The 22,132-nt window shown below is 35.0% G+C and carries 17 protein-coding genes; 7 read left to right on the top strand and 10 right to left on the bottom strand.

The genetic code is table 11. The features are described from left to right. Positions 1-43 precede the first annotated feature (43 nt). The 4 genes from J7E44_RS20405 to J7E44_RS20390 all read right to left on the bottom strand — a co-directional run bounded on the left by J7E44_RS20405 (position 44) and on the right by J7E44_RS20390 (position 6,793). Positions 44-1,456: an efflux transporter outer membrane subunit gene (locus J7E44_RS20405; protein ID WP_214833043.1), complete on the bottom strand. Its 1,413-nt coding sequence runs from the start codon at positions 1,454-1,456 to the stop codon at positions 44-46. A 21-nt stretch (positions 1,457-1,477) separates the two neighbouring features. Next, on the bottom strand, positions 1,478-4,654 hold the full coding sequence (locus J7E44_RS20400; RefSeq protein WP_214833042.1) for an efflux RND transporter permease subunit: 3,177 nt from the start codon (positions 4,652-4,654) through the stop codon (positions 1,478-1,480). A 43-nt stretch (positions 4,655-4,697) separates the two neighbouring features. Further along, complete coding sequence (locus J7E44_RS20395; RefSeq protein WP_214833040.1) at positions 4,698-5,858, bottom strand: efflux RND transporter periplasmic adaptor subunit; 1,161 nt, start codon at positions 5,856-5,858, stop codon at positions 4,698-4,700. A gap of 338 nt (positions 5,859-6,196) precedes the next feature. After that, a complete protein-coding gene (locus tag J7E44_RS20390) occupies positions 6,197-6,793 on the bottom strand; it encodes a TetR/AcrR family transcriptional regulator (protein ID WP_214833038.1) in 597 nt (198 codons plus the stop codon). Between the two features lie 166 nt (positions 6,794-6,959). Here J7E44_RS20390 and J7E44_RS20385 point away from each other — a divergent pair, with 166 nt between their 5' ends. After that, on the top strand, positions 6,960-7,514 hold the full coding sequence (locus J7E44_RS20385) for a thioredoxin family protein (protein ID WP_214833036.1): 555 nt from the start codon (positions 6,960-6,962) through the stop codon (positions 7,512-7,514). A gap of 182 nt (positions 7,515-7,696) precedes the next feature. Here J7E44_RS20385 and J7E44_RS20380 read toward each other — a convergent pair whose 3' ends face one another. Continuing rightward, positions 7,697-8,596 (bottom strand): AraC family transcriptional regulator, encoded by a 900-nt coding sequence (locus J7E44_RS20380; RefSeq protein ID WP_214833034.1) that lies wholly within the window; start codon positions 8,594-8,596, stop codon positions 7,697-7,699. 123 nt (positions 8,597-8,719) lie between these two features. On the opposite strand from J7E44_RS20380, the gene J7E44_RS20375 reads away from it, so the two are divergent. The 3 genes from J7E44_RS20375 to J7E44_RS20365 are packed head-to-tail and all read left to right on the top strand — an operon-like array spanning position 8,720 to position 13,890. After that, positions 8,720-9,949 (top strand): MFS transporter, encoded by a 1,230-nt coding sequence (locus J7E44_RS20375; RefSeq protein WP_214833032.1) that lies wholly within the window; start codon positions 8,720-8,722, stop codon positions 9,947-9,949. Position 9,950: 1 nt separating this feature from the next. Next, positions 9,951-11,429 carry a trehalase family glycosidase gene (locus J7E44_RS20370; RefSeq protein WP_214833030.1) on the top strand — a complete coding sequence of 493 codons (1,479 nt, stop codon included), beginning with the start codon at positions 9,951-9,953 and terminating at the stop codon, positions 11,427-11,429. A 16-nt stretch (positions 11,430-11,445) separates the two neighbouring features. Further along, the gene (locus J7E44_RS20365; RefSeq protein ID WP_214833028.1) at positions 11,446-13,890 is read left to right on the top strand and encodes a TonB-dependent receptor; all 2,445 of its coding nucleotides are present in this window, start codon (positions 11,446-11,448) and stop codon (positions 13,888-13,890) included. Positions 13,891-14,135: 245 nt separating this feature from the next. Here the strand turns inward: J7E44_RS20365 and J7E44_RS20360 are convergent, their stop codons facing one another. Continuing rightward, positions 14,136-14,774 carry an MBL fold metallo-hydrolase gene (locus J7E44_RS20360; protein ID WP_214833026.1) on the bottom strand — a complete coding sequence of 213 codons (639 nt, stop codon included), beginning with the start codon at positions 14,772-14,774 and terminating at the stop codon, positions 14,136-14,138. 73 nt (positions 14,775-14,847) lie between these two features. Here J7E44_RS20360 and J7E44_RS20355 point away from each other — a divergent pair, with 73 nt between their 5' ends. Both J7E44_RS20355 and J7E44_RS20350 read left to right on the top strand, forming a co-directional pair. Then, a complete protein-coding gene (locus J7E44_RS20355) occupies positions 14,848-16,062 on the top strand; it encodes a type IX secretion system plug protein (protein WP_214833024.1) in 1,215 nt (404 codons plus the stop codon). Between the two features lie 388 nt (positions 16,063-16,450). Continuing rightward, positions 16,451-18,421, top strand: coding sequence for a M4 family metallopeptidase (locus J7E44_RS20350; protein WP_214833022.1), 1,971 nt, complete (start codon positions 16,451-16,453; stop codon positions 18,419-18,421). A 76-nt stretch (positions 18,422-18,497) separates the two neighbouring features. On the opposite strand, the gene hemH is transcribed toward J7E44_RS20350, so the two are convergent. Genes hemH through J7E44_RS20335 form a run of 3 tightly spaced genes read right to left on the bottom strand, consistent with a single transcriptional unit; the run spans position 18,498 to position 20,871 of the window. Continuing rightward, on the bottom strand, positions 18,498-19,526 hold the full coding sequence (hemH, locus tag J7E44_RS20345) for a ferrochelatase (RefSeq protein WP_214833020.1): 1,029 nt from the start codon (positions 19,524-19,526) through the stop codon (positions 18,498-18,500). Then, positions 19,526-19,984 carry a hypothetical protein gene (locus J7E44_RS20340; protein WP_214833018.1) on the bottom strand — a complete coding sequence of 153 codons (459 nt, stop codon included), beginning with the start codon at positions 19,982-19,984 and terminating at the stop codon, positions 19,526-19,528. The genes hemH and J7E44_RS20340 overlap by 1 nt, the downstream gene beginning before the upstream one ends. An 8-nt stretch (positions 19,985-19,992) precedes the next feature. Beyond that, positions 19,993-20,871, bottom strand: a complete 879-nt coding sequence (locus J7E44_RS20335; protein ID WP_214833016.1) for a NifU family protein — start codon at positions 20,869-20,871, stop codon at positions 19,993-19,995. Positions 20,872-21,024: 153 nt separating this feature from the next. On the opposite strand from J7E44_RS20335, the gene J7E44_RS20330 reads away from it, so the two are divergent. Further along, positions 21,025-21,540: a gamma carbonic anhydrase family protein gene (locus J7E44_RS20330; protein ID WP_214833014.1), complete on the top strand. Its 516-nt coding sequence runs from the start codon at positions 21,025-21,027 to the stop codon at positions 21,538-21,540. A gap of 72 nt (positions 21,541-21,612) precedes the next feature. On the opposite strand, the gene J7E44_RS20325 is transcribed toward J7E44_RS20330, so the two are convergent. Then, a complete protein-coding gene (locus J7E44_RS20325; protein ID WP_214833012.1) occupies positions 21,613-22,059 on the bottom strand; it encodes a hypothetical protein in 447 nt (148 codons plus the stop codon). Between the last annotated feature and the right edge of the window lie 73 nt (positions 22,060-22,132).

The following is a 22,132-nucleotide window of genomic DNA, read 5'->3' as shown; positions in this document are numbered from 1 at the left end:
GACCCGCTAAGGCCGCATTCAACAATATAAATTAAATTTACTACTACTTCCAACCGCCACCTAAAGCTCTGTATAGATCAACAATACTGCTTAATCTCTGTCTTTTTACGGATGCCAGATTCAATTCTGCCTGAAGAGAGTTGGCTTGCGCCGTGATCACTTCAAGGTAGTTTGCCAAGCCTCCTTTATATAACATTTGAGCGCTCTTAATTCCATCTTTCAATGTAGTTACCTGTTCTGTTGCTTTTTGCTCCTGAACTTTTAAATTTTCATTAGAAACCAATGCGTCAGAAACTTCTCCCATTGCATTTAAAACAGATTGACGAAACGCCAATACATTTTTCTCTCTTTGAATTTTAGCAACTGCCAAATCGGTCTTCAACTGTCTCTTTTGGAAGATAGGCTGAGTAATTCCACCTAAAACAGATCCGAATAAAGATGCCGGGATCTGAAACCAGTTATCAAATTTAAAAGAGTTTACTCCTCCATTAGCTGTAATTTTTAATGAAGGATACATATTTGCCTGAGCAATTCCTACTAGTGAATTTGATTCTAGTAAAACCAACTCCTGCTGACGAACATCAGGACGACGGCTTACCATTTTTGCCGGAAGTCCTGTAGACAGATCCTGAGACAAAGAAGTGTCGGACATTTCAATACCTCTGCTTACTTTATTCGGAGCCTCACCAACCAGAATACTCAATGCATTTTCCTGAATAGCAATATTCTGCTGTAACTGGGAAATTAAAAGTTCTGTAGACTGCTTTTGTGCAGTTGCCTGCTGAACTCCTAATGAAGTAGTATCTCCACTTTCCCACATTTTTTCAGTAATAGATAATGTATTGGAGCTTAGTTCCAAATTAGACTGCGCAATTGTTAATTGCTTATCCAGCATTAATAAATTGTAATATCCTTGAGCAATAGCGGCAACAACCTGGGTCTGAATAGCTTTGGTTGCTTCATAAGTTTGCAGATACTGCATTCTTGAAACTTCCTGTTGATTTTTTATCTTACCCCAGATATCTGCCTCCCATGAAAGATTGAATGCTGCATTATAATCTTCTACATGATTTTTTCCTATAAATAGATTAAGGCTTTGTCCATTCATACTATTTTTCGAAGGTCTTGAAATCTGTCCTGTAACACCAAAACCGATGTCCGGATATTGAAGATATTTCGCTTGAAGTAATCTTTCCTGTGAAGAAGCAACTTGTTTTAAAGCAATCTGCAGATCAAGGTTATGAGCGATTCCTTTTTCAATCAATCCCTGCAAAGCGGGATCTTTGAAAAATTCTTTCCATTCCAAATTCGCAACGCTAGCCGTATCGGCTGTAGCTGTAAAGCGGAATTCTTCCGGAAGCTGTAAGTCCGGTTCCGTGTAGGCGACTTTTGTCTTACACGAAACCGCAGTTACAACCAATATAAAAATTAGAAAAATATTCTTTATTATTTTCATTGTTTTTCTTTTAAATAGACTTTAGTGACCGGTTGTTAAAGCCTGTTCATGATTTTGTTTTTGAAGTCTGCGTTTTTTTCTGCTTGGCATTTTTTCATGCAGATATTGGAAAATCACATACATTACAGGGATAATGAAGATCCCGAATACAACTCCTGTCAACATTCCACCTACAGTACTGATCCCGATAGAATGGTTACCTTTTGCTGAAGCTCCCTGTGTCCAAACCAAAGGAAGCATACCGATGATAAAAGCAAATGAGGTCATCAAAATTGGTCTCAAACGTAATCTTGAAGCCTGAAGAGCAGATTCTATCAATGTTTTGCCTGCTTTTCTTCTTTGAACGGCAAACTCTACAATCAAAATCGCATTTTTCGCCAGCAATCCGACAAGCATGATCAATCCAACCTGTACATAAATGTTATTATCAATGCCAGCTAATCCTGTGAAAGCAAATACTCCAAATATCCCTGTTGGAACAGTAAGAATAATAGCAAAAGGCAGAATGTAACTTTCATACTGGGCTGCCAATAAGAAATACACGAACAAAATACTTAGCATAAAGATGAAAGCAGTCTGTCCACCTGTTTTAATTTCCTCACGGGTAATACCAGTCCATTCATAACCATATCCGCGTGGAAGTGATTGTTTTGCCACCTCTTCAACAGCCTTAATTGCATCTCCCGTACTGTATCCAGGTTTAGGAGTTCCATTGATCGTTACGGCGTTGAATAAGTTATTTCTTGTTACTGTTTCAGGTCCGAAAGTTCTTTTTAAAGTCACCAGCGTTTTGGTTGGAACCATCTCTCCCTGTTTGTTTTTAACATAAATTCCTTCAAGAGAATTGATGTCTGTACGGTAAGGAATATCAGCCTGAGCCATTACTCTGTAATATTTACCAAATCTGTTGAAATCTGAAACGAAGCTACTACCAAAATAGATCTGCATCGTCTGCATAAGATCAGTAACAGATACTCCAAGCTGATTGGCTTTATCCGCATCTACTTCAATAGTATATTGTGGATTTCCTGCTGCATACGTAGTAAAGGCAAATGCAATTTCTTTACGTTTCATCAGTTCCCCAATAAAGGCTTGGGTATTAGCTCCCAATTGTTCAAAAGATCCATTGGTTTTATCCTGTAGCATAAACTCAAATCCACTTACGTTACCAAAACCTTGGATCGTAGGGAAGTTAAAGAAGAATGCGTTGGCGTCTTTTACCTGACTTACTTTTCCTGTTAAACCTGCCGCAATCTGATCAGGATCTTTAATATCACCTCGTTTATCAATATCTTTTAATTTGATAAACCCGGCAGAGTAAGGAGAAGCATTAGCATTACTGATGAAGTTTACCCCATCTGCTACCCATAAGTGGTTAGTTGCTTTTTCAGCGTTTACTATTTTATCGATTTGTTTCGTTGCACGTTGTGTTCTATCCAATGAACTTCCTGGAGGAGTATTTACCGCATATAAAACGAAACCCTGGTCTTCAGTTGGAATAAATCCTGAAGGTGCTTTTTTAATTAAGATAACACTTGCTGCAATTAATAGGGCTAAACCTCCTACAGCCACCCATTTATTTTTAATTAAAAATTTAAGGCTATAGATATACTTCTGTGTCATATTATTGAAGCTGGAATTGAATGCGTTGAAAAACTTCGCTCCAAATCCTTTCTTTAGATGACCATGTTCTCCATCTTGAGGATCTTTTAGGAAAAGGGCACATAAAGCAGGGCTTAATGTTAATGCATTCACAGCCGAAATTAAGATCGCAATAACCAATGTGAAAGCGAACTGTCTGTAAAAGACTCCGGCAGGTCCCTGCATGAAACCAACAGGAATAAACACGGCACACATTACCAAAGTAATCGAAATAATCGCTCCTGAGATTTCACTCATAGAGTTTACTGTTGCCTGCTCTACAGGCATTCCTGTATGTTCCATCTTAGAATGGACTGCTTCTACTACCACAATGGCGTCATCCACCACAATACCAATAGCCAGAATTAAGGCAAACAAGGTAAGCATGTTGATACTGAAACCAAATAGCTGCAGGAAGAAGAAGGTACCAATAATTGCTACCGGAACAGCAATGGCTGGAATTAGAGTAGATCTAAAATCCTGAAGGAAGATATATACTACAATAAATACCAGAATAAATGCAATGATCAATGTTTCTACTACCTGGTCAATAGAAGCATCCAGGAAGTCTTTAGAGTTATACATGATGATTGGATTTACTCCTTTTGGCAGAGTCGTTTTAAGCTCATCTACCTGCTTTTCAATTTGTGTCAGAATCTCATTAGCATTCGAACCTGCAGTCTGTAAAATCGCAAAACCTGCTACTGGTTTTCCATCAACTCTGTTTGTTGCAGTATAGGTATAAGAACCGAATTCTACTCTTGCAACATCTTTTAATCTTAGGAATGAACCGTCATTATTGGCTTTAATAGCGATATTTTCATAGTCTGCATTCTTGCTTAGCTTCCCTTTATATTTAAGGATATATTCATAAGTTTCCTTACTTCCCTGACCAAGACGTCCGGGAGCTGCTTCAAGGTTATGATCTTTGATAGCTGCCATTACTTCCTGTGGAGAAAGATTATTAGCTGCTAAACGATCTGGTTTTAACCAAATACGCATTGAATAATCTTGAGTACCGAATACCTGAGCCTGTGCAACACCGGGAATACGTTGTATCTGTGGAATTACGTTGATCTTAAGGTAGTTCTGTAAAAACAGTTCATCATATTGTTTTGGATCATCACTTGATAATCCCATAAACATGATCATACTGTTCTGTACTTTTTGAGTTGATATTCCGGCTTGAACAACCTCCTGTGGAAGCTGGCTCATTGCCTTTGATACTCTGTTTTGAACGTTTACGGCTGCATTATCAGGATCTGAACCCTGTTTGAAGTAAACGCTCAAAGTCATCGAACCGTCATTACTTGAATTAGAGGTCATATACGTCATGTTCTCAACACCGTTCACTGCTTCCTCAATAGGGACAGCTACTGAACGAGCGACTACTTCCGCATTAGCTCCTGGATAAAATGCCGTTACCTGAACGGTTGGAGGCGCAATATCCGGAAATAATGTAATCGGAAGATTGAAAACCGATAGTATTCCCAGCAATAGTAATATTATGGAGATAACCGTAGAGAGTACTGGTCTTTCTATAAATTGTTTTAACATAAGAAGTTTATTTTTTTAAGTCTTCTGTATCGGATAAGTATGTTTACAAAGGTTTTGATTTGAACAAGCTGTCAGAAGATACTGCTTTCGGTTGTATTGAAGCACCATCTTTTAAGCTTCCAAGACCTTGATATACAATTTTATCACCTACAGAAATTCCATTGGAAACGAAGTAATAGCTTTCTGTTTTTCCAGAAATAGTTATTGGTTTGCTGGTTACTTTTTTATCCTTTCCAACGACATATACATATGTTTTATCTTGAATCTCAAAAGTGGATTCTTGAGGGATAACTAAAATATTGGTAAGAAGCTGAGGCATACGTACTCTTCCTGTATTTCCTGTTCTCAGTGCTCCTTGAGCATTTGGAAATACCGCACGTACACTGATTGCTCCTGTGCTTTTGTCAAACTGACCATCTACAATGCTCATTCTTCCTTTTTCAGAATAGATACTGTTGTCAGCAATTACCAATTCTACCATTGGCATATTTTTTAGTTTCTCCTCTAAAGTAGCTCCAGGATATTTCTTTTGAAAAGCAATGAAATCCAGTTCACTTAAAGAAAAGTAAGCATATATTTCACTGATGTCAGACAATAGAGTTAAAGGGCTTGGATCTGTTCTTGAAATTAAACTTCCTTTTTTATAAGGAATTCTTCCAATATAACCGCTTACGGGAGCTGTAATGGTTGTAAATCCTACATTAATTCTTGCACTTCCAATAGAAGCCTGTGCTTGTGATGCTGCTGCAACTGCTGCTGCATAATTAGCTTTAGCGGTTTTCAGCTGTACATCGGAAACTACTTTTGCAGCTACCAATGGCTGAAGACGGTCGACTTCCACTTTGGCTTTCTGAATATTTGCATTAGCTACTTGTAAGTTAGCCTGTGCCATATTCATTTGCTCACCATAAGCTCTAGAGTCGATTTTGAATAAAGGTTGTCCCGCTCTTACGAAAGCTCCTTCTTCTACATATATCTTATCCAGGTAACCATCTACCTGAGATCTTATTTCTACGTTGTTCTTTCCTTCCAATGCGGTAGGAAATTCCTGATATGTTGTAGCTGGAGAAGTCGTTACAGTATAAACCGGCAATTCTGGAGCAGGAGGCGCTTGGTTCGAATTTTCCGCGGCCTTACTGCAATTCTGTAAAAGGATAATACTTGTTATAAGTAATAAGATCCTCATTGTTCCAGGTATTTTCATTAAAATTTAATTTGTTTTGTTGATTGTTTTGAAATTAATAAGGTTTTTAATAATTCCCGTTATTTTTTCTAACGGTGTTAATGTTTAATTCAAAAAAAATTACAGAATTATTAATAGTAAGTTAGATCGTCATTTCCATAATTAGAGATTTTTTAATGTTGTTTTATGTATATAAAAGTGAGGTGTGTTGCGTTAATTTTACTAACAGTGTTAATAGTTAAGATTGATGTTACTATTTTAATATGATAAAACTTAAATTTTTTGTTGATTTAGTTTAAAAATTTAATCTTTCTCTTGATATTTTTCCTAACGGTGTTAATGTTTGATTCAAAAAAAATTTACAATGATTTAACAAAAGCAGAAACAGTTTCGTCTAAAGTGGTTTTGTTCATTGTTGCAGGAATATCAGAGTTTCGCATCATCATAATAGATATTAAACCATGTACTGCAGAAAATAAGGCATGTGACATATGGCATGCATTGTCCGGATTGGATCCATTTTTTATAATAATATTATAAGTACAATCGTAGATCATATCCTGAAATGACGAAAACTCTTCTTTCATTTGTCCTTTACCACTACATTGCATTCCCAAACCAAACATTAATTGGTAATATTCTTTATTTTTAAAAGCAAATTTCCAATAAGTATCTACAATAGCAGTAAGTTGTTCCTCTGGACTATCATATTTTTTTTGAGCCTTTACCAATTCTTTGTGTAAAAGATTGAATCCATTGATAGAGATTTCAAATAAAATAGCTTCTTTATTTTCAAAGTAATCATAAACTACTGGTGCACTGTATTCAATCGCATCGGCTATCTTTCTTATTGAAAGTGAAGCCCAGCCCTCTGTTTTAGCCAAAGTAAAAGCTTCCTGCAAAATATTTGCACGGATAGATTCCTTTTCTCTTTGACGACGTTCATGTAATCCCATGATATTTTTTTACTAACAGCGTTAGCAAAACTACGAAGATTAACTAATATCTTCCAAATAATTCTAAATATTATTTAAACTTTAACATTTAACTGAACTTTATAAAAACCGGAATTGGCAAATCATAAAAGAAACTTTATCTTTGTAATCAAAGAAAATAAAGGATATGAATACTCCCTCAAATATGCTGGCATTAGGAACAAGAGCTCCGTTTTTCGAGCTTCCTAACCCGTCAAAAAGTAACGAAATTCAGTCATTAAATGATCTGAAAGGAGAAAAAGGAACATTGGTGATCTTCATGTGCAACCATTGTCCGTTTGTTCTTCATGTGATCGATAAGCTTAATGAATTATACGAAGATTATCAGGAAAAGGGAATTGAATTTATCGCTATTAACGCGAATGATGTAGAAAAATATCCAGCTGATTCTCCAGAAAAGATGATCGAATTTCAGATTGAAAGAAATTTTGACTTTCCTTATTTATATGATGAGAGTCAAAGTATAGCCAAAGCATACGAGGCGGCATGTACTCCTGATTTCTATTTCTTTGATGATAAATTGGATCTTATTTACAGGGGACAAATGGATGATTCAAGACCAGGAAACAATAAAGATGTAACCGGTGAAGATTTAATCATAGCTTTTGAAAACCTTTTACTGGGAGAACCTCAGGAGGAAATTCAGAGACCAAGTATGGGTTGCAATATTAAGTGGAAATAAGTATTGAATTGAAAATGGAGAATTGAAAGTTAAAAATGACTTTTGATTGTCTTTCTTTTTCAATGTGTAATAATAAGATATAAAGCTGTTCTTTTGTGGAACGGCTTTTTTTTGTGTTAAATCTTGCAGATTAAGCTGATAACCTATATTTTATAATATTAGCTTTATACTCAATAAAACTACTAAAACGACTTCTGAACTATTTTGATATTTGAATCCGCACTTTCAATCTTATCATGTGAAGAATTCTTAATAAATTCCGAAGGCGTCTTCTCTGTATATTTTTTAAACATCCTGTTAAAGTAAGTCACATTATTAAAGCCACAGCTGTAACAGCATTCTGAAATACTTTTATCCTGAACCATTAATAGACAAGCCTTGTTAATTCGATACCGGTTTACAAACTCTGTAAAAGTAATCTGAGTAGCCTTTTTAAAGAAATTACAAAACGCAGGCAAAGTTAGATTCGCAAGTTTTGCGACATCTTCAATATTGATGTCCTTATCATAATGATGTTCCACGTAGGTGAATATATTTTCCAGCCGGGTCTTATTTTTTGAAATAATCGTATAAGGCATGATTTCCTTGTTGAGGAGATCATAGTCTTTACATGTGGAAAGTTCAAAAAGGATATCCAATAACAGCAGATATCTCTTATAACCCTCAGATTCAAGCATTTTTTTTAATTTGGGAAGCATAGCTTTTTTTGTAGCGGGACTGAAATGAATTCCATATTTGGATAATTCCAAAAGGTTTTTAATAGACCTTGCCTCGACTTCTTCCTGAGGGAACTGTAAGATCTCTTCCCGGAATTGTAATACAATTTCCTCATGTGGATCTATAGAATTAAGTCCAAAGCCGGAATGGGGAATATTAGAGCCTATCAAAACCAGATCTCCATTAGAATAATTGCTTTTATGGTAACCTACATGGCGGGTTCCGCTTCCTGAAATAACACATACCAATTCAATTTCCGGATGGTAATGATATTCCCATTTGAATTCAGAAATAGGAGAATTGTTATGTAGTGTGCGAAAAGAACTCTTCTCACTAGGGATAACTCTTTCAAAACTGACTTTCATTAAATTAATGCTATTTGTGCTATAAAAATAATAATTATATTAATATAGTTCAAATATTTGTTTACTATGTTAAATTAACGTTAAGGCAAATGCTTCTATCTTAGCCACCAAGAAATTAATTTAATGCGAAATTTCAATATAAAAGCCATTTTATTTTTAAACTATTTCGTTTTTGCGATTCTATTGAATTCCGTGGGAACAGTGATTCTACAGGTTCAGCAGAATTTTGGAATTTCGAAATCTTCAGCGAGTGTCCTGGAAGGATTTAAAGATCTTCCCATTGCTATTTGCTCGTTCATTCTGGCTTCTTTTTTACCAAAGATCGGAATTAAAAATTCCATGTTGATCGCACTCTTTCTGGTAAGCTGTATGTGTTTTGTAATGCCTTTTTCAAATGATTTCTGGTTCTTCAAGTTGTTATTTTCTATTGTTGGAATTTCTTTCGCATTAATGAAAATTTCGGTTTTTACATCCATAGGTCTGGTGACGAATACGGATAAAGAACACTCCAGCTTTATGGGGTTTTTAGAGGGCTTTTTTATGATCGGTGTATTGGCAGGAAATGTTCTTTTCAGCTTATTTATAGATGACCATAATCCAAAATCTACCCATTGGCTGAATGTATATTGGGTATTGGGAGCTTTGTCGGCTTTATCATTTTTGTTTTTATTCTTTTCTAAATTAGATGAAAACGAAGCGAAAAATGAAAAAACAGATTTAATAGGAGATATTAAGAACAGTATAAGCTTATTTAGTTATAAAAAAGTATTGTTTTTTTTAGTGTGCGCCTTTCTTTTTGTTTTAGTGGAACAGAGTTTTCAGACCTGGACCCCTACTTTTTATAAAGAAATATTAAAATTACCAACTTCCATGAGTATACAGGCGGGAGCTGTTTTAGCAGGAGCTTTTGCATTGGGAAGATTTTTATCAGGATTCTTTTCTAAGAAATTCAGTTGGATCTATGTGGTTTCTTTTTGTGTGATCGGTTTTGCTTTAAGCCTGTTATTTGTTTTACCACTCACTCATAATACGACTATAAGCGCAAATACGACATGGCTGAATGCTCCGGTTGTAGTTTATCTTTTCCCCTTGATGGGAGGCTTATTAGCACCCATTTATCCAAGTATCAATTCTGTTATTTTGGCTTCAATACCTAAATATTTACACAGTGCTATGTCGGGGCTTATCGTAGTTTTCTCTGCAATTGGAGGAACAATAGGTTCTATAATTACAGGTTTTGTATTTCAGGAATTCAGTGGGCAGAGGGCGTTCTATCTTTCCCTGATACCGCTTTCATTACTGATTATATCGGCTATTATCATGAATAAATTAAAAATAAATCCTAAAAAATAAAATGAATACACAGCTTTACATTAAAGATATCCAAACTCTGTTTGACGATGTTCAGAGATCACAAATTTTTGAAGATCAAAAAATGATGACGGATGCGGTGCCTTTATTTTCTGTATCGGAGATCAATGAAAAATATGAAAAGGAGAAGCTCGTGTCTGGTTTCGATCTTAAAGTGTTTGTGCTTTCAAATTTTGACTTTTTAGGAGCAAAGGTTTCTATTCGGCAAGATGATCATTTACCTATAAAACAACATATAGAAAAGCTGTGGGATGAGCTTACCAGAAATTCTTATGAAGAAAGAGGGACATTGTTAAAACTTCCAAAACCTTACATAGTTCCTGGCGGACGCTTTAATGAATTTTTCTATTGGGACAGTTATTTCATTATGCTTGGTTTACAGGTTTCAGGAAGAATTGATATGATGAAAAATATCATTGAGAATTGTTCCTATCTTATTCAAAATGTGGGTTTTATTCCGAATGCAAGCAGAACGCATTTCTTAAGTCGTTCACAGCCACCTTATTTTTCATTGATGCTAAATCTGCTGGTGGAGAGCACAAGTGACGAAAAACTTTACATTCAATATTACAATACATTAGAAAAGGAATACAATTTCTGGATGAATGGAGAGGGTAAATTAGAAAATAATATGCAATCTGAAAGGGTCTTAAAAACGAATAATGGAGATATTCTGAATAGATATTACGATGCAGAAAATACCCCGCGTCCTGAAAGTTATTTAATAGATATTGAAGATCACGAAAATGCTTCCGGAGAAGAGTTTTACAGAAATATAAGAAGCGGCTGCGAGTCAGGATGGGATTTTTCCAGCAGATGGTTTTCAGACGAAGAAACAATACAGACTATAGAAACACTGAATATTGCTCAGGTCGACGTGAATTGCCTTTTATGGCATTTGGAAAAGACATTGGCTAAAACTTCAGGACTTCAGAATTTTAAAGAAAAAGAAAATTATTTTAATGAAAGAGCAGCAAAAAGGAGACAACTGATTGATGTATATTTTTGGGATGAAAATGCCAAAACATATAAGGATTATCACATAAAAAAACACAAAAACACAACCTCCGAACATATTGCTGCTCTTTATCCTTTATTCTTGGGTCTTGCCAGCGAGGAACAAGCAAAAGCAGTTTCAGAAATTATTACTGAAAAGTTTCTTTATAAAGGCGGCCTTGTTACCACAACGAAACAAACCGGTCAACAATGGGATCTACCGAATGCCTGGGCGCCATACCAATGGCTAGGATTTGTTTCTATGAAAAACTATGGTTTTACACAATTAGCGGATGAAATAAAAAACAATTGGTGCTCTAATGTCGAAAGGGTTTATAATAATACGGGCAAACTAATGGAAAAATACAATGCATTAGATAATGAAACGATTGCCGGAGGAGGAGAGTACCCTAATCAGGATGGATTTGGTTGGACAAACGGAGTCTATTTAAAATTAAAACAATAATTAAATCTATAAGGGTATGAAAAACAAATCAATCTTTTTACTTGCTGGAGTAGCCACGCTTTACTTTAATAATGCGTATGCACAGGAAACAGTTCAGGATTCCACGAGAACAGCATCTATCGATCAGGTAGTTATTACGGGTAATGCAAATCCGAAAAAGAAAATAGAATCCAGTACGGCAATATCTACGTTTAGTGCAAAAGAAATTCAAAAACAGAATCCTATCAGTGCTGCGGCTTTATTACAAAGGGTTCCTGGTTTTGCTGTAGAAACATCAGGAGGTGAAGTTGGAAATAACCTTTTTGCGAGAGGGATCCCTTCGGCGGGTGCTTATGAATTTGTACAGGTACAGGAAGATGGTTTACCGGTATTTGAAGATGGTGCTTTACAGTTTGCCAATGCAGATAATTTCTTCCGTGTTGATAATTCTGTGAACAGATTAGAGGCATTAAGAGGAGGTTCAGGATCTATCTATGCAAATAACTCTCCAGGTGGTCTTATTAACTTTATTACTAAAGAAGGAGGTAATGATTTCAGAGGAACCGCTAAATTGGAAACAAGTACATATGGATTAATGCGTACGGATGTGAATGTGGGTGGAGCTTTGGTTCAGGATAAATTGTTCTTTAATGTCGGTGGTTTTTACAGAACCGATAGTGGAATCAGAAAAACCGGCTTTAAAGCTAATGAAGGTGGACAGATCAGAATGAATTTAAAATATGTATTTGATAAAGGATATGCTAAGGTTTATTATAAAAAACTAGATGACAGGAATACATTTTATCTGCCTATTCCTTTGGTTCAGAATGGAAATGACCTGAAAGAATTTCCTGGTTTTGATGCGAATTATGGAACGTACAGTTACAGATCAATTGGGCAGCTTAATATTCCACAACCAGGTGGTGGATTTTTCAAAAGAAATTTGGAGGATGGAATTCACCCGAAAGTTGATGTTGTAGGTGCAGAATTTAAATATGATCTTGGAAATAACTTTACAGTTTTAAATAAAACCAGGTATACCAATATCAACATGAATTATACGGGTATATTTCCGGCAGGTGGACCTCAGCAAGCTGGGGCTTTTGCAAATAGCAATGGAATCACAGGAAATAATTATCAGTATTCTTTAGTTAGTAGTGGGGCTGTTGTAAATCCCCAGTACGTACAGAAGTTAGGATTCTGGGCTATTGATAAGCAGATGAATAATTTTGTTAATGATTTACAATTCAATTATAAATTTGACAAAGGGAATGTAACGGCAGGATTTTATAAATCCAACTGGAAATCCCAGCAGAACTGGAACTGGAGTAATATTTTGACAACAGCTACGGATAGGCCTCAATTGCTTAATCTGGTAGATAAATCTCTTAGTCCTACAGATGTTGGATATTCCAAAACCTATAATGGGGTGACAGATATGTCATTCCTGGTTAGAGATTCTCAAATCCAGGGAAGTTTAAATGATATTTATTTAAATCTGGATTACAATATTACAGATAACTTAAGTTTCAATGGGGGAATTCGCTATAGCCGCGATTATTATAAAGGATATGGAGTGAATACAACTACTGCCAATCTTAATAATTCCGGATTAACAACAGACGGTACCCATAGTTTTGCTACTACGACTGCGGATGATAATATGTCGGTTTTAGGAAATAAATATACCTACTGGAATTATGATGTCGATAAAGTATCATTCACAGTAGCATCAAACTATAAGATCAATAACGAAAATGCGGTATATGCACGTTTTTCAAATGGATTCAGATCACCTAATGAAGAGTCGTATTACAATAATATGGCAGATTTAAGCAAGATCAAACCAGTACAGACTAACCAGCTGGAGATAGGGTATAAATATTACTCACGTACTTTCGATATTGGTGTAATTCCTTTTTATTCAACTTTAAAGAATCTTTCATTTACTGATGTATATTCTGATGGAACATCAGAAAATAAATTCGCGAACACGACCAATATGGGAGTAGAGTTAGAAGGGTATGCCAGATTGTTTAATAATCTACTTGAATTGACATTTAATGGGACTTTCCAAAATCCAAAATATAAAGACTTTACAGGAACAAATGCAGACGGAACTAGGTTTGATTATGATGGTAATCAGGTAAGAAGAATACCGAAATTCTATTTCAATATCTCACCTGCTGTTAATATTACTAAGCAGTGGAGAGCTTATGTAAGTTATAATTATTATGGAAAGCGTTTCCAGGATGAAGCGAATAGTGATAAAAATATTTTACCATCATTTAGTGAATTTGGTGCCGGTACTTCCTACCAGCTTGGTAAAATACGTTTTGCTATTGACGGAACAAATATCTTCAATACCATCGGTATTACTGAGGGGGATCCAAGATCCCCGCTAACAGGAGCCGGAGATATAAGAATGGCGAGACCGATTATGGGAGCTGCTGTACGAGGTTCAGTATCATTTGATTTCTAAATTCTATTTCTTATAAAAGTAGAAACCGTCAGATTTTTCTGACGGTTTTTTTATTAAGCGTTAAAATAATTAAGTCTTTTAAAGTGAATAGTGAACATAATATTAATGTCATTCAGAGTGGAGCGAAGAATCTCAAGGATTAGATGGGATTTGTCCTGTCGTAGAAATGACAAAAAAGTAGTCATTGGTACTTTGCTGTTAATTAGCCTAGATCCGACTAACCTGTAACCCGGATCAAAAACAATCTATCTCAAAAAAGGATTGTACTGCTTCTCAAAACCAATACTTGTCGGATTTCCATGTCCTGAAAATACTTGTGTTTCATCATCCAGTACAAGTAGTTTTGTTCTGATACCATTAATTAACTGGTCATAATTTCCTTTGTAAAGATCAGTTCTTCCAATGCTTCCTTCAAATAAAACATCTCCGGAAATCATAAATTTCTGATTTTCATTATGATAAACTATGCTGCCTGGAGAATGTCCGGGAACATGGTATATTTTGAATTTTTCACCATCAAAATCCAACTGATCTCCTTCATTGATGTATTCGACGTCAACCTTCACAGGATCGATCTTCATCCCAAATCTCATTCCGCTCATTTGAAGCATATCGAGAATTTCCTGATCTTCTTGATGCATAATTATAGGAAGGTTAAAGGTATCATAAGCCCATTGTAATCCAAAAACATGATCAATATGAGCATGGGTAAGAAGTATTTTTTGAATTTTTAGTTCATTGTCTTTGATGAAATTACTGATCAGATTAGTTTCTTGTTCATTCATATTGCCAGGATCGATTAACCAGGCGTTTTTATTTTCGTTATAAAGGATATAAGTATTTTCGCTCGCAAAGTTGAATACAAAAGCTTGGATATTAAGCATATTCTGTTTTATTTTTTTTGTCAAAAATACGATATTCTTAAGTAATTGGTGATTTTTCGTTATCTTCGTCATAATGAAAACTTTGCGAATACTTTTACTTTCTTTAGGGGGATTGGTTTTTGGACAGAACATCCAAAGCATTCAGTTATTCAATCCTCAGACGAATGATGAAACCCCTGTGATCAACTTTAACCAGACATTGGTTCTTAGTTTTGATGACCTTACGAATGCCAGCGAAATCTACCGATATACCATAAAGCATTACGACCGGAACTGGAATGATGATAATCTTTTTTTTACGGAAATTGCTAATGGAAGCTTAAACGGATTGCTTGATAAATTCCAGTATTCATTTAATACATTACAGGCCTATACTCATTATACACTTACTTTTCCGAATGAAAAAATACAGCCGAAAATTTCAGGGAATTTTGAGCTGATTGTGTACAAAGATTCTGCAGAAAAACCGCTTTTTAAAAAGAGATTCTACTTAGTAGAAGATAATGTTTCTTTGGCATTAAATGTATCCAGGATAGCAGATGCTAAAAATCCGAATATCAACCAAAGGGTAGAAGTACAGGCTGTTGCCAAGGGAAATGATTTGTCATCCAACGTCAATTCAATGAGCCTGAATGTGATGCAGAATAACAACCTTAATGTTGCTGTTAATAATTTAAAACCAAGTTCGACACTTGGAAATAAATTACTTTTCCAACAGATGAACCTTACGTTTCCAGGGAATAATGAATTTTATTATTTTGATAATAAAAACATGAATATGGCAGCGGATATGGTTCGTGCTACAGAAATAAAAGAAGGGGTAAATCAGACCTATTTACATCCTGTTTGGGCATTTCCTCTTAATTATCAATATCAGCCCGACGTGAACGGAGCTTTTTATTATCGAAGAAATGATTTGGGACTTGAAAGAAATGCCGAAAGAGAGGCCGACTACTCTTGGGTGTATTTCTCTTTAGATTCAGATCCTGTAGATAAAGAAATATATGTACTGGGAGGATTTAACAATTTTATGCCGAGTAAAGAAAATCAGATGCAGTATGATGCAGCTAATAAAAAGTATGTTGCTAAAATATTTCTAAAACAGGGTTTCTACAACTACATTCTGGCTACAAAAGAAGGTAATGGGGCATTGAACTTTGGCGAGATCAACGGGAACTTCTGGCAAACAGAAAACCTGTATCAGGCATTTTTATACTATACTCCTTTCGGAAGGAATTATGATGGTTTGATGGGATATGGTGAATTCAGAACTCCTATTGGAAAGTAAAAATAAATGATTTTCATATAAATCAATAAAAGTTTGAATTTACATCAAAATAAAAAAGCTAAAGCTGTCTCCAAAGAGATGGCTTATTTTTTTTATAAAACTCCCGTTAACCAAAAGGTTTTTACGCGTTTCGGGATGATTTTATGAGATAATATATAGCGTATTGCATAGTAAATAAAAATAATTCACGTATAGATGATTTTTGATTTAATTTATTCATTAAAATATACATATGTGGTTAAATAATACTTAGTTTATTTTCTTTTTTTTGAATATGTTATTGTGTTTTATTTATCTATTTGTGTTATTGATTGAATTTTATTTATATTTTTTATTATTTTATTGTGAAAAGTTTATAAATTCGTTTTACCATTTAATAAATATTTTTATGAAAACAAAATTTATTCTAGTAGCAAGTGTTGCTGCTTGCTCTTTCGTTTTTGGGCAAAACAAGCCATCAAAATTAATTCCCGGTAAAAACGGATTACACGCAGAATTTTTAAGATTTGATAAAAGCGGGCCTGCTTTTCAGGGAAGTCCTGTTTTATTTGATGAAACCTCTCAGAGCTATGTTGCGGGACAAGCGCGTAAATTAGGAGTTGAAAAAGATCAATTGGGTTTTGAAACCCACAGATTTCAACAAACAGTCAATAATATTCCTGTAGAATATGGAATGATGGCTGTACAAACTAAAGGAGGAAAAGTTATTGGAGAAACAGGAACCTGGATTCTTAAAGTTCCGGAAGGGATTGAAAAAAAAGCCAATATTTCTGAAAGTATAGCATTGCAAAATGCCTTATCATTTGTAGGAGCAGATTCATATAAATGGCAAAATAGGGAAGAAGAAGATTTCATTAAAAAAGAACTCAATGATGCTAATGCAAGCTTTGCCCCAAAAGGAGAACTGGTCTATTATTCAGATCCTACTGATGAAAAGCTGCGTGATTTAAAACTGGCGTATAAGTTTGATATTTATTCTGAAAAACCATTAAGCAGACAATATGTTTTTGTAGATGCTAAAGGTGGAAAAATCTTAGGAACAGATGCTATAATTCATGATGTAAATGCTCCGGGAACGGCTACAACAGGTTATAGCGGCAGCCGGAATATTACTACAGATTCTTATAACGGAAGTTACAGATTAAGAGAATCGGGAAGAAATGCGGGAACAGGAACAGGAACAAATGTAGAAACATATAATCTAAAAAAAGGAACCAATTATTCATCCGCCGTAGACTTTACAGATGCCGATAATGCCTGGAATAATGTAAACACCAATAAAGATCAATATGCTACCGATGCACATTGGGGGGCAGAAATGACTGTAGATTATTACTATACAAAATTTAACAGAAAAAGTATTGACAACAATAACTTTGCTATAAAATCCTATGTTCATTACTCTACTAATTATTTCAATGCGTTTTGGGATGGATCCAGAATGACTTATGGTGATGGCAGCTCGAGTACAAACGGAGGGTTACCATTAACTGCTATTGATGTTTGCGGACATGAAATTACTCATGGGATGACTTCTAAAACTGCGAATCTGGCTTATCAAAGAGAGCCTGGAGCTTTGAATGAAGGTTTTTCCGATATTTTTGGAAATTCAATAGAACTTTGGGCAAGACCTAATCAGGCAAGCTGGAAGTTGGGCGAAGATTTCAATTATGTGATCAGAGATATGTCAAACCCGAATGCGTATCGCCAACCTGATACTTATAAAGGAACGTATTGGAAAGATGCTACAACTACGGGTTGTGCGGTGCCTGGACAAACAACAAATGACTATTGCGGAGTCCACACTAATTCGGGAGTTCTCAACTTTTGGTATTATTTATTAGTAACCGGAGGTACGGGAACTAACGATAATGGTTTTGCTTATAGTGTCTCTGGAATAGGGTTAGATAAAGCAGGAGCAATTGCTTACAGAACATTAACTTCTTATCTTACTTCTTCTTCTACCTATGCCAATGCAAGAACTTCTTCTATACAGGCTGCGAAAGATTTGTATGGGGTGAGCAGTAATGAGGTGACACAAGTAACTAACGCTTGGAATGCAGTGGGAGTTGGTGGAGGCACCTCTTCTGCAGGACGTGTTGCTGGTGCACCAGATGCTTCTCTTTATACCATTAGTCCAAATCCGGCAACAGACAGATTTACTGTGACATTTGATGGAAAGGCAGGAAAAGGAATCGTAGAATTGATAAGTTTAACAGGTAAGAAAGAAATTTCTGAAAAAGTTGAGCTTACAGATGGTGTAAATAAACTGAATCTACAGCTTCCGTCTAATATGCTTCCTGGAGTTTATGTAGTAATAGTGAATGGTCAAAAAGCAGGAAACTTAATTAAAAAATAAATTTTTAATATATCTCTATTGAAAAAGGACACAAGTATTTCTTGTGTCCTTTCTCTATTTTTGTCATTAAGATGATTTATACAAGATAAAATTCATTCAATTTTTCTTCACATAAAGTTTTTACCACATCAATCCATCGGTCCTCATCATTTAAACATGGAATATAATGGAAGTTTTCTCCACCTCCATGTAAAAACTGCTCTTTACCTTCTACGGAAATTTCTTCTAAAGTTTCAAGGCAATCAGAAACGAATGCAGGACAAACCACAGCTAAGTTTTTTACCCCTTTTTTAGGAATAGTTTCCAGTGTTTCATCAGTATAAGGCTCAATCCATTTATCTTTTCCTAATCTGGACTGAAATGAAACAATAGTTTTTTCTTTAGGTAATCCCATTTTTGCTATTACGGATTCAGTGGTTTTATAACACTGATGTCTGTAGCAACGGGCATTATGAGCTTCAATTTTACTGTTGATACAGTTTGCATCATCTATCTTACATGTATTGGAAGGGTCTGTTTTATAAATATGCCTTTCAGGAACTCCATGGTAAGAAAACTGTAAAGCATCGAAATTTTCAGGAAGTTTTTCCTTAATACTTTCGGCTAAACAATTGATGTAAATTTCCCTGTCGTAAAAAGGTTGTATATAGTTAATCTTTACGGTCGGAAATTTTTTCTTTCTTACTTCCTCGGCCTTTTCAATAACCGTCTCCGTCGTACTCATGGCATATTGAGGATACAATGGGAAAAGTACGATCTCAGAAACTCCCTGATCAACTAATTTTTGAATACCCGCTTCAATACTTGGCTGTGCATAACGCATTCCAATTTCCACAGGAACATCAACCAGTTTTTGCAGCTTTTTCTGAATTTTTTCAGTAATCACCACCAATGGAGAACCTTCATCTGTCCAAACTGTTTTATAGGCTTCAGCAGATTTTGCGGGTCTAGTATTAAGAATGATACCACGAACCAAAAGGGCCCTGAAAATCCAACGATAATCAATTACCTTTTCATCCATTAAAAATTCATCAAGATACTCCTTTACATCTTTTACGCTCGTAGATCTTGGTGAACCAAGATTCACTAATAGAATTCCCTTCATTATTTATTTAAATTTTCCAATTGACCATCAATAGTTGGACCGTATTTTTTCTTTAAGTGAAAAATATATACTTCTCTGGAAAGCATTTCTTCTTCTTGGCTGATGCCGAAAGATTTTAAATATTTGTCACCTTTTTCAGACATTATTTCGGCAAATAATTTATAGTATTCCTCGGGATTTTCATTCAGAAAATTCTCTCCTTTTGATTTCTTTATTTCATCCTGGGTTTCTTTATCAAACTTATAGAAATAAGTAATATAGAAATCCAAAAATGGGGTGTTCCTTTTATCTAGCTTACTCAAGAATACATCCATTTTTTGAAGGCTGTCTTTTGCTAACCCCGATTGTACAAGATCTTCATGAAGCCCAACATTGATATTTGTTTTTGAATTCGTAGTTTCTTTCTTACATGAAAGAATGCTGATGCTGAAACAAATTAAAAGAAATACTATTCTCATATATAAAATTATCCGTTTACCGCTTCCACTCTTTCGACTAGTTCGGGAACGAATTGTTTTAAAATACTCTCGATTCCATTTTTTAATGTTGCCGTAGAACTTGGACAACCTGAGCAAGCTCCTTGTAAAAGCATTTTTGCAGTTTTATTGGCTTCATCATATTCCATCAAAGAAATTTTTCCACCATCATTTTCTACTGCAGGAGCAACGTATTCATTTAATATATCAGAAATCTTTTGCTCATCATCTGTATAATCTCTGTTGATGATTTTTTCAACCGGATTTTCGTGTGTCTGAGGGGCAAGATTTGAGATTGCACCTCCATTTTGAAGATATTCAGCAATAAGACCACGCACAGCCATCATTACCTGATGCCATTCTACAGAATGATCTCTGGTTACCGCAACGAAATTATCTGAGATAAAAACTTCCTTAGCAAAATCAAATTCTTTAAAAATAGCCTCTGCTAAAGGAACACCCTCTGCTTCAGTTCGAGATTTTACTTCTACAAACCCTTCCAATAATAATTTACTGGAAACGAATTTCATCACATTTGGGTTTGGAGTCATTTCAGCATAGATCTGATACATCTCTTTTTTCTTCTGAAGGTAAATTCTCGGGTTGGCAAGCAATTCATCTTCAATTACATTTTTCAGACTTTCAGTAACATGTTCCCATTCCATAGTATCCTGCTTTGCAATAGCTACAAAATTAGCTGTAATGAAAATTTTTTCTACAAAGGGATAATTAAAAAGTTCCTGAGCTAAAGGAATTTCTGAAATATCTGAACTTCTGTCCAACTCAAGAGACCCTGGAATCAAGTTGTAGTCAGCGACAAATTTCATCACTTTTGGGTTTTCTGTTGGCTCTATAAGTATCTTACGCATTTTTTCTTTAAATTTGAGTTACAAAAATACGCAATTAGAAGTTAGGAGTTAGGAAGAAGAAGTTAGATTTTTGCTATCACTGTAATTTAAAAATAGTGATTGTACCCATTTAATTTTCAAATTAGCTCATTTTCAAAATATCAAATTAAAAATATGGCACTTATAAAAGAACTTTTGGGCAAAGCACCACAAATCGGAGAAAATACTTTTCTGGCAGAAACTGCAACTATTATTGGAGATGTTACCATGGGAAAAGAATGTAGTGTTTGGTATAATGCAGTAATAAGAGGGGATGTTAATTACATTAAAATGGGGGATAAAGTAAATGTTCAGGATAATGTAATGTTGCACTGTACTTATGAGAAGTTTCCTTTAGTGATTGGAAATAATGTTTCAATAGGACATAATGCAATTGTACATGGATGTACTGTTCAGGATAATGTCTTGATAGGAATGGGAGCAATCGTTATGGACGACTGCCTGGTGGAGGAAAATTCCATTATTGGTGCCGGTTCTGTAGTTACTCAGGGAACTCATATTAAATCTGGAGAAGTTTGGGGTGGTGTTCCAGCCAGAAAAATTAAAGATATTTCATCGCAGTTACTTGAAGGAGAAGTAAACAGGATCGCAGATAATTATGTGAAATACTCTTCATGGTATAAAGATTAAAATTTAGTTATATAACTAAAAGCTCTGTCAATTGACAGAGCTTTTTATGATCGGGTTTATATAATATATTTTTTATTGTCCAGCATATATCAGTTCTGCTTTTCCATTATTACATTTTATTCCCTGTGGTTCCGCTACCATTGCACAATCTGAAGTGATGCCATATTTTATGTTGAAGTCAGCCTCTTTTTTATTATAAGCTTCAATTTTAGATAAGATTTCAGTCTCCATTGTTTTAGGATAAGCAATATAAGATTTTGGTCCGCCACAAGCTTTAGAACCTATTGGAGCTGATTTCCAATCATCGGCATTTGTGCATTTTTCTTTGGCAATTTCTGATTCTATAGCTGTTTTTGTTTTTTCCAATTGAACTTCATCGTACTTCTTGCTATTTTCATCTGCCGGTCTCTCTGAAATATCTTTTGGTAAATTATCCGTAACATTTTTTGTTCCGCAAGAAACTAAAGCCAGTGTTATGCATAGTATTATCACAGAAATTCGAGCGTGTACTTTTCCCATATTAGTTTTTTATTTGAAAAACGAACTCAAAAGTTATGCCATAAGAAGGATTTCAAATTCATTTTCCGTAATT

The organism is Chryseobacterium sp. ISL-6, assembly GCF_018613715.1.
Lineage (GTDB): Bacteria > Bacteroidota > Bacteroidia > Flavobacteriales > Weeksellaceae > Chryseobacterium > Chryseobacterium paludis.
Note: the sequence above shows the minus strand (reverse complement) of the source record. Positions and strands in the feature narration are given on the sequence as shown.

Coding starts and splice junctions, on each gene's coding strand:
- J7E44_RS20395 (WP_214833040.1), bottom strand. CDS start 5,858: ATGAAAATACCTGGAACAATGAGGATCTTATTACTTATAACAAGTATT.
- J7E44_RS20375 (WP_214833032.1), top strand. CDS start 8,720: ATGCGAAATTTCAATATAAAAGCCATTTTATTTTTAAACTATTTCGTT.
- J7E44_RS20370 (WP_214833030.1), top strand. CDS start 9,951: ATGAATACACAGCTTTACATTAAAGATATCCAAACTCTGTTTGACGAT.
- J7E44_RS20355 (WP_214833024.1), top strand. CDS start 14,848: ATGAAAACTTTGCGAATACTTTTACTTTCTTTAGGGGGATTGGTTTTT.
- J7E44_RS20340 (WP_214833018.1), bottom strand. CDS start 19,984: ATGAGAATAGTATTTCTTTTAATTTGTTTCAGCATCAGCATTCTTTCA.
- J7E44_RS20330 (WP_214833014.1), top strand. CDS start 21,025: ATGGCACTTATAAAAGAACTTTTGGGCAAAGCACCACAAATCGGAGAA.
- J7E44_RS20365 (WP_214833028.1), top strand. CDS start 11,446: ATGAAAAACAAATCAATCTTTTTACTTGCTGGAGTAGCCACGCTTTAC.
- J7E44_RS20400 (WP_214833042.1), bottom strand. CDS start 4,654: ATGTTAAAACAATTTATAGAAAGACCAGTACTCTCTACGGTTATCTCC.
- J7E44_RS20390 (WP_214833038.1), bottom strand. CDS start 6,793: ATGGGATTACATGAACGTCGTCAAAGAGAAAAGGAATCTATCCGTGCA.
- J7E44_RS20335 (WP_214833016.1), bottom strand. CDS start 20,871: ATGCGTAAGATACTTATAGAGCCAACAGAAAACCCAAAAGTGATGAAA.
- hemH (WP_214833020.1), bottom strand. CDS start 19,526: ATGAAGGGAATTCTATTAGTGAATCTTGGTTCACCAAGATCTACGAGC.
- J7E44_RS20350 (WP_214833022.1), top strand. CDS start 16,451: ATGAAAACAAAATTTATTCTAGTAGCAAGTGTTGCTGCTTGCTCTTTC.
- J7E44_RS20380 (WP_214833034.1), bottom strand. CDS start 8,596: ATGAAAGTCAGTTTTGAAAGAGTTATCCCTAGTGAGAAGAGTTCTTTT.
- J7E44_RS20360 (WP_214833026.1), bottom strand. CDS start 14,774: ATGCTTAATATCCAAGCTTTTGTATTCAACTTTGCGAGCGAAAATACT.
- J7E44_RS20405 (WP_214833043.1), bottom strand. CDS start 1,456: ATGAAAATAATAAAGAATATTTTTCTAATTTTTATATTGGTTGTAACT.
- J7E44_RS20325 (WP_214833012.1), bottom strand. CDS start 22,059: ATGGGAAAAGTACACGCTCGAATTTCTGTGATAATACTATGCATAACA.
- J7E44_RS20385 (WP_214833036.1), top strand. CDS start 6,960: ATGAATACTCCCTCAAATATGCTGGCATTAGGAACAAGAGCTCCGTTT.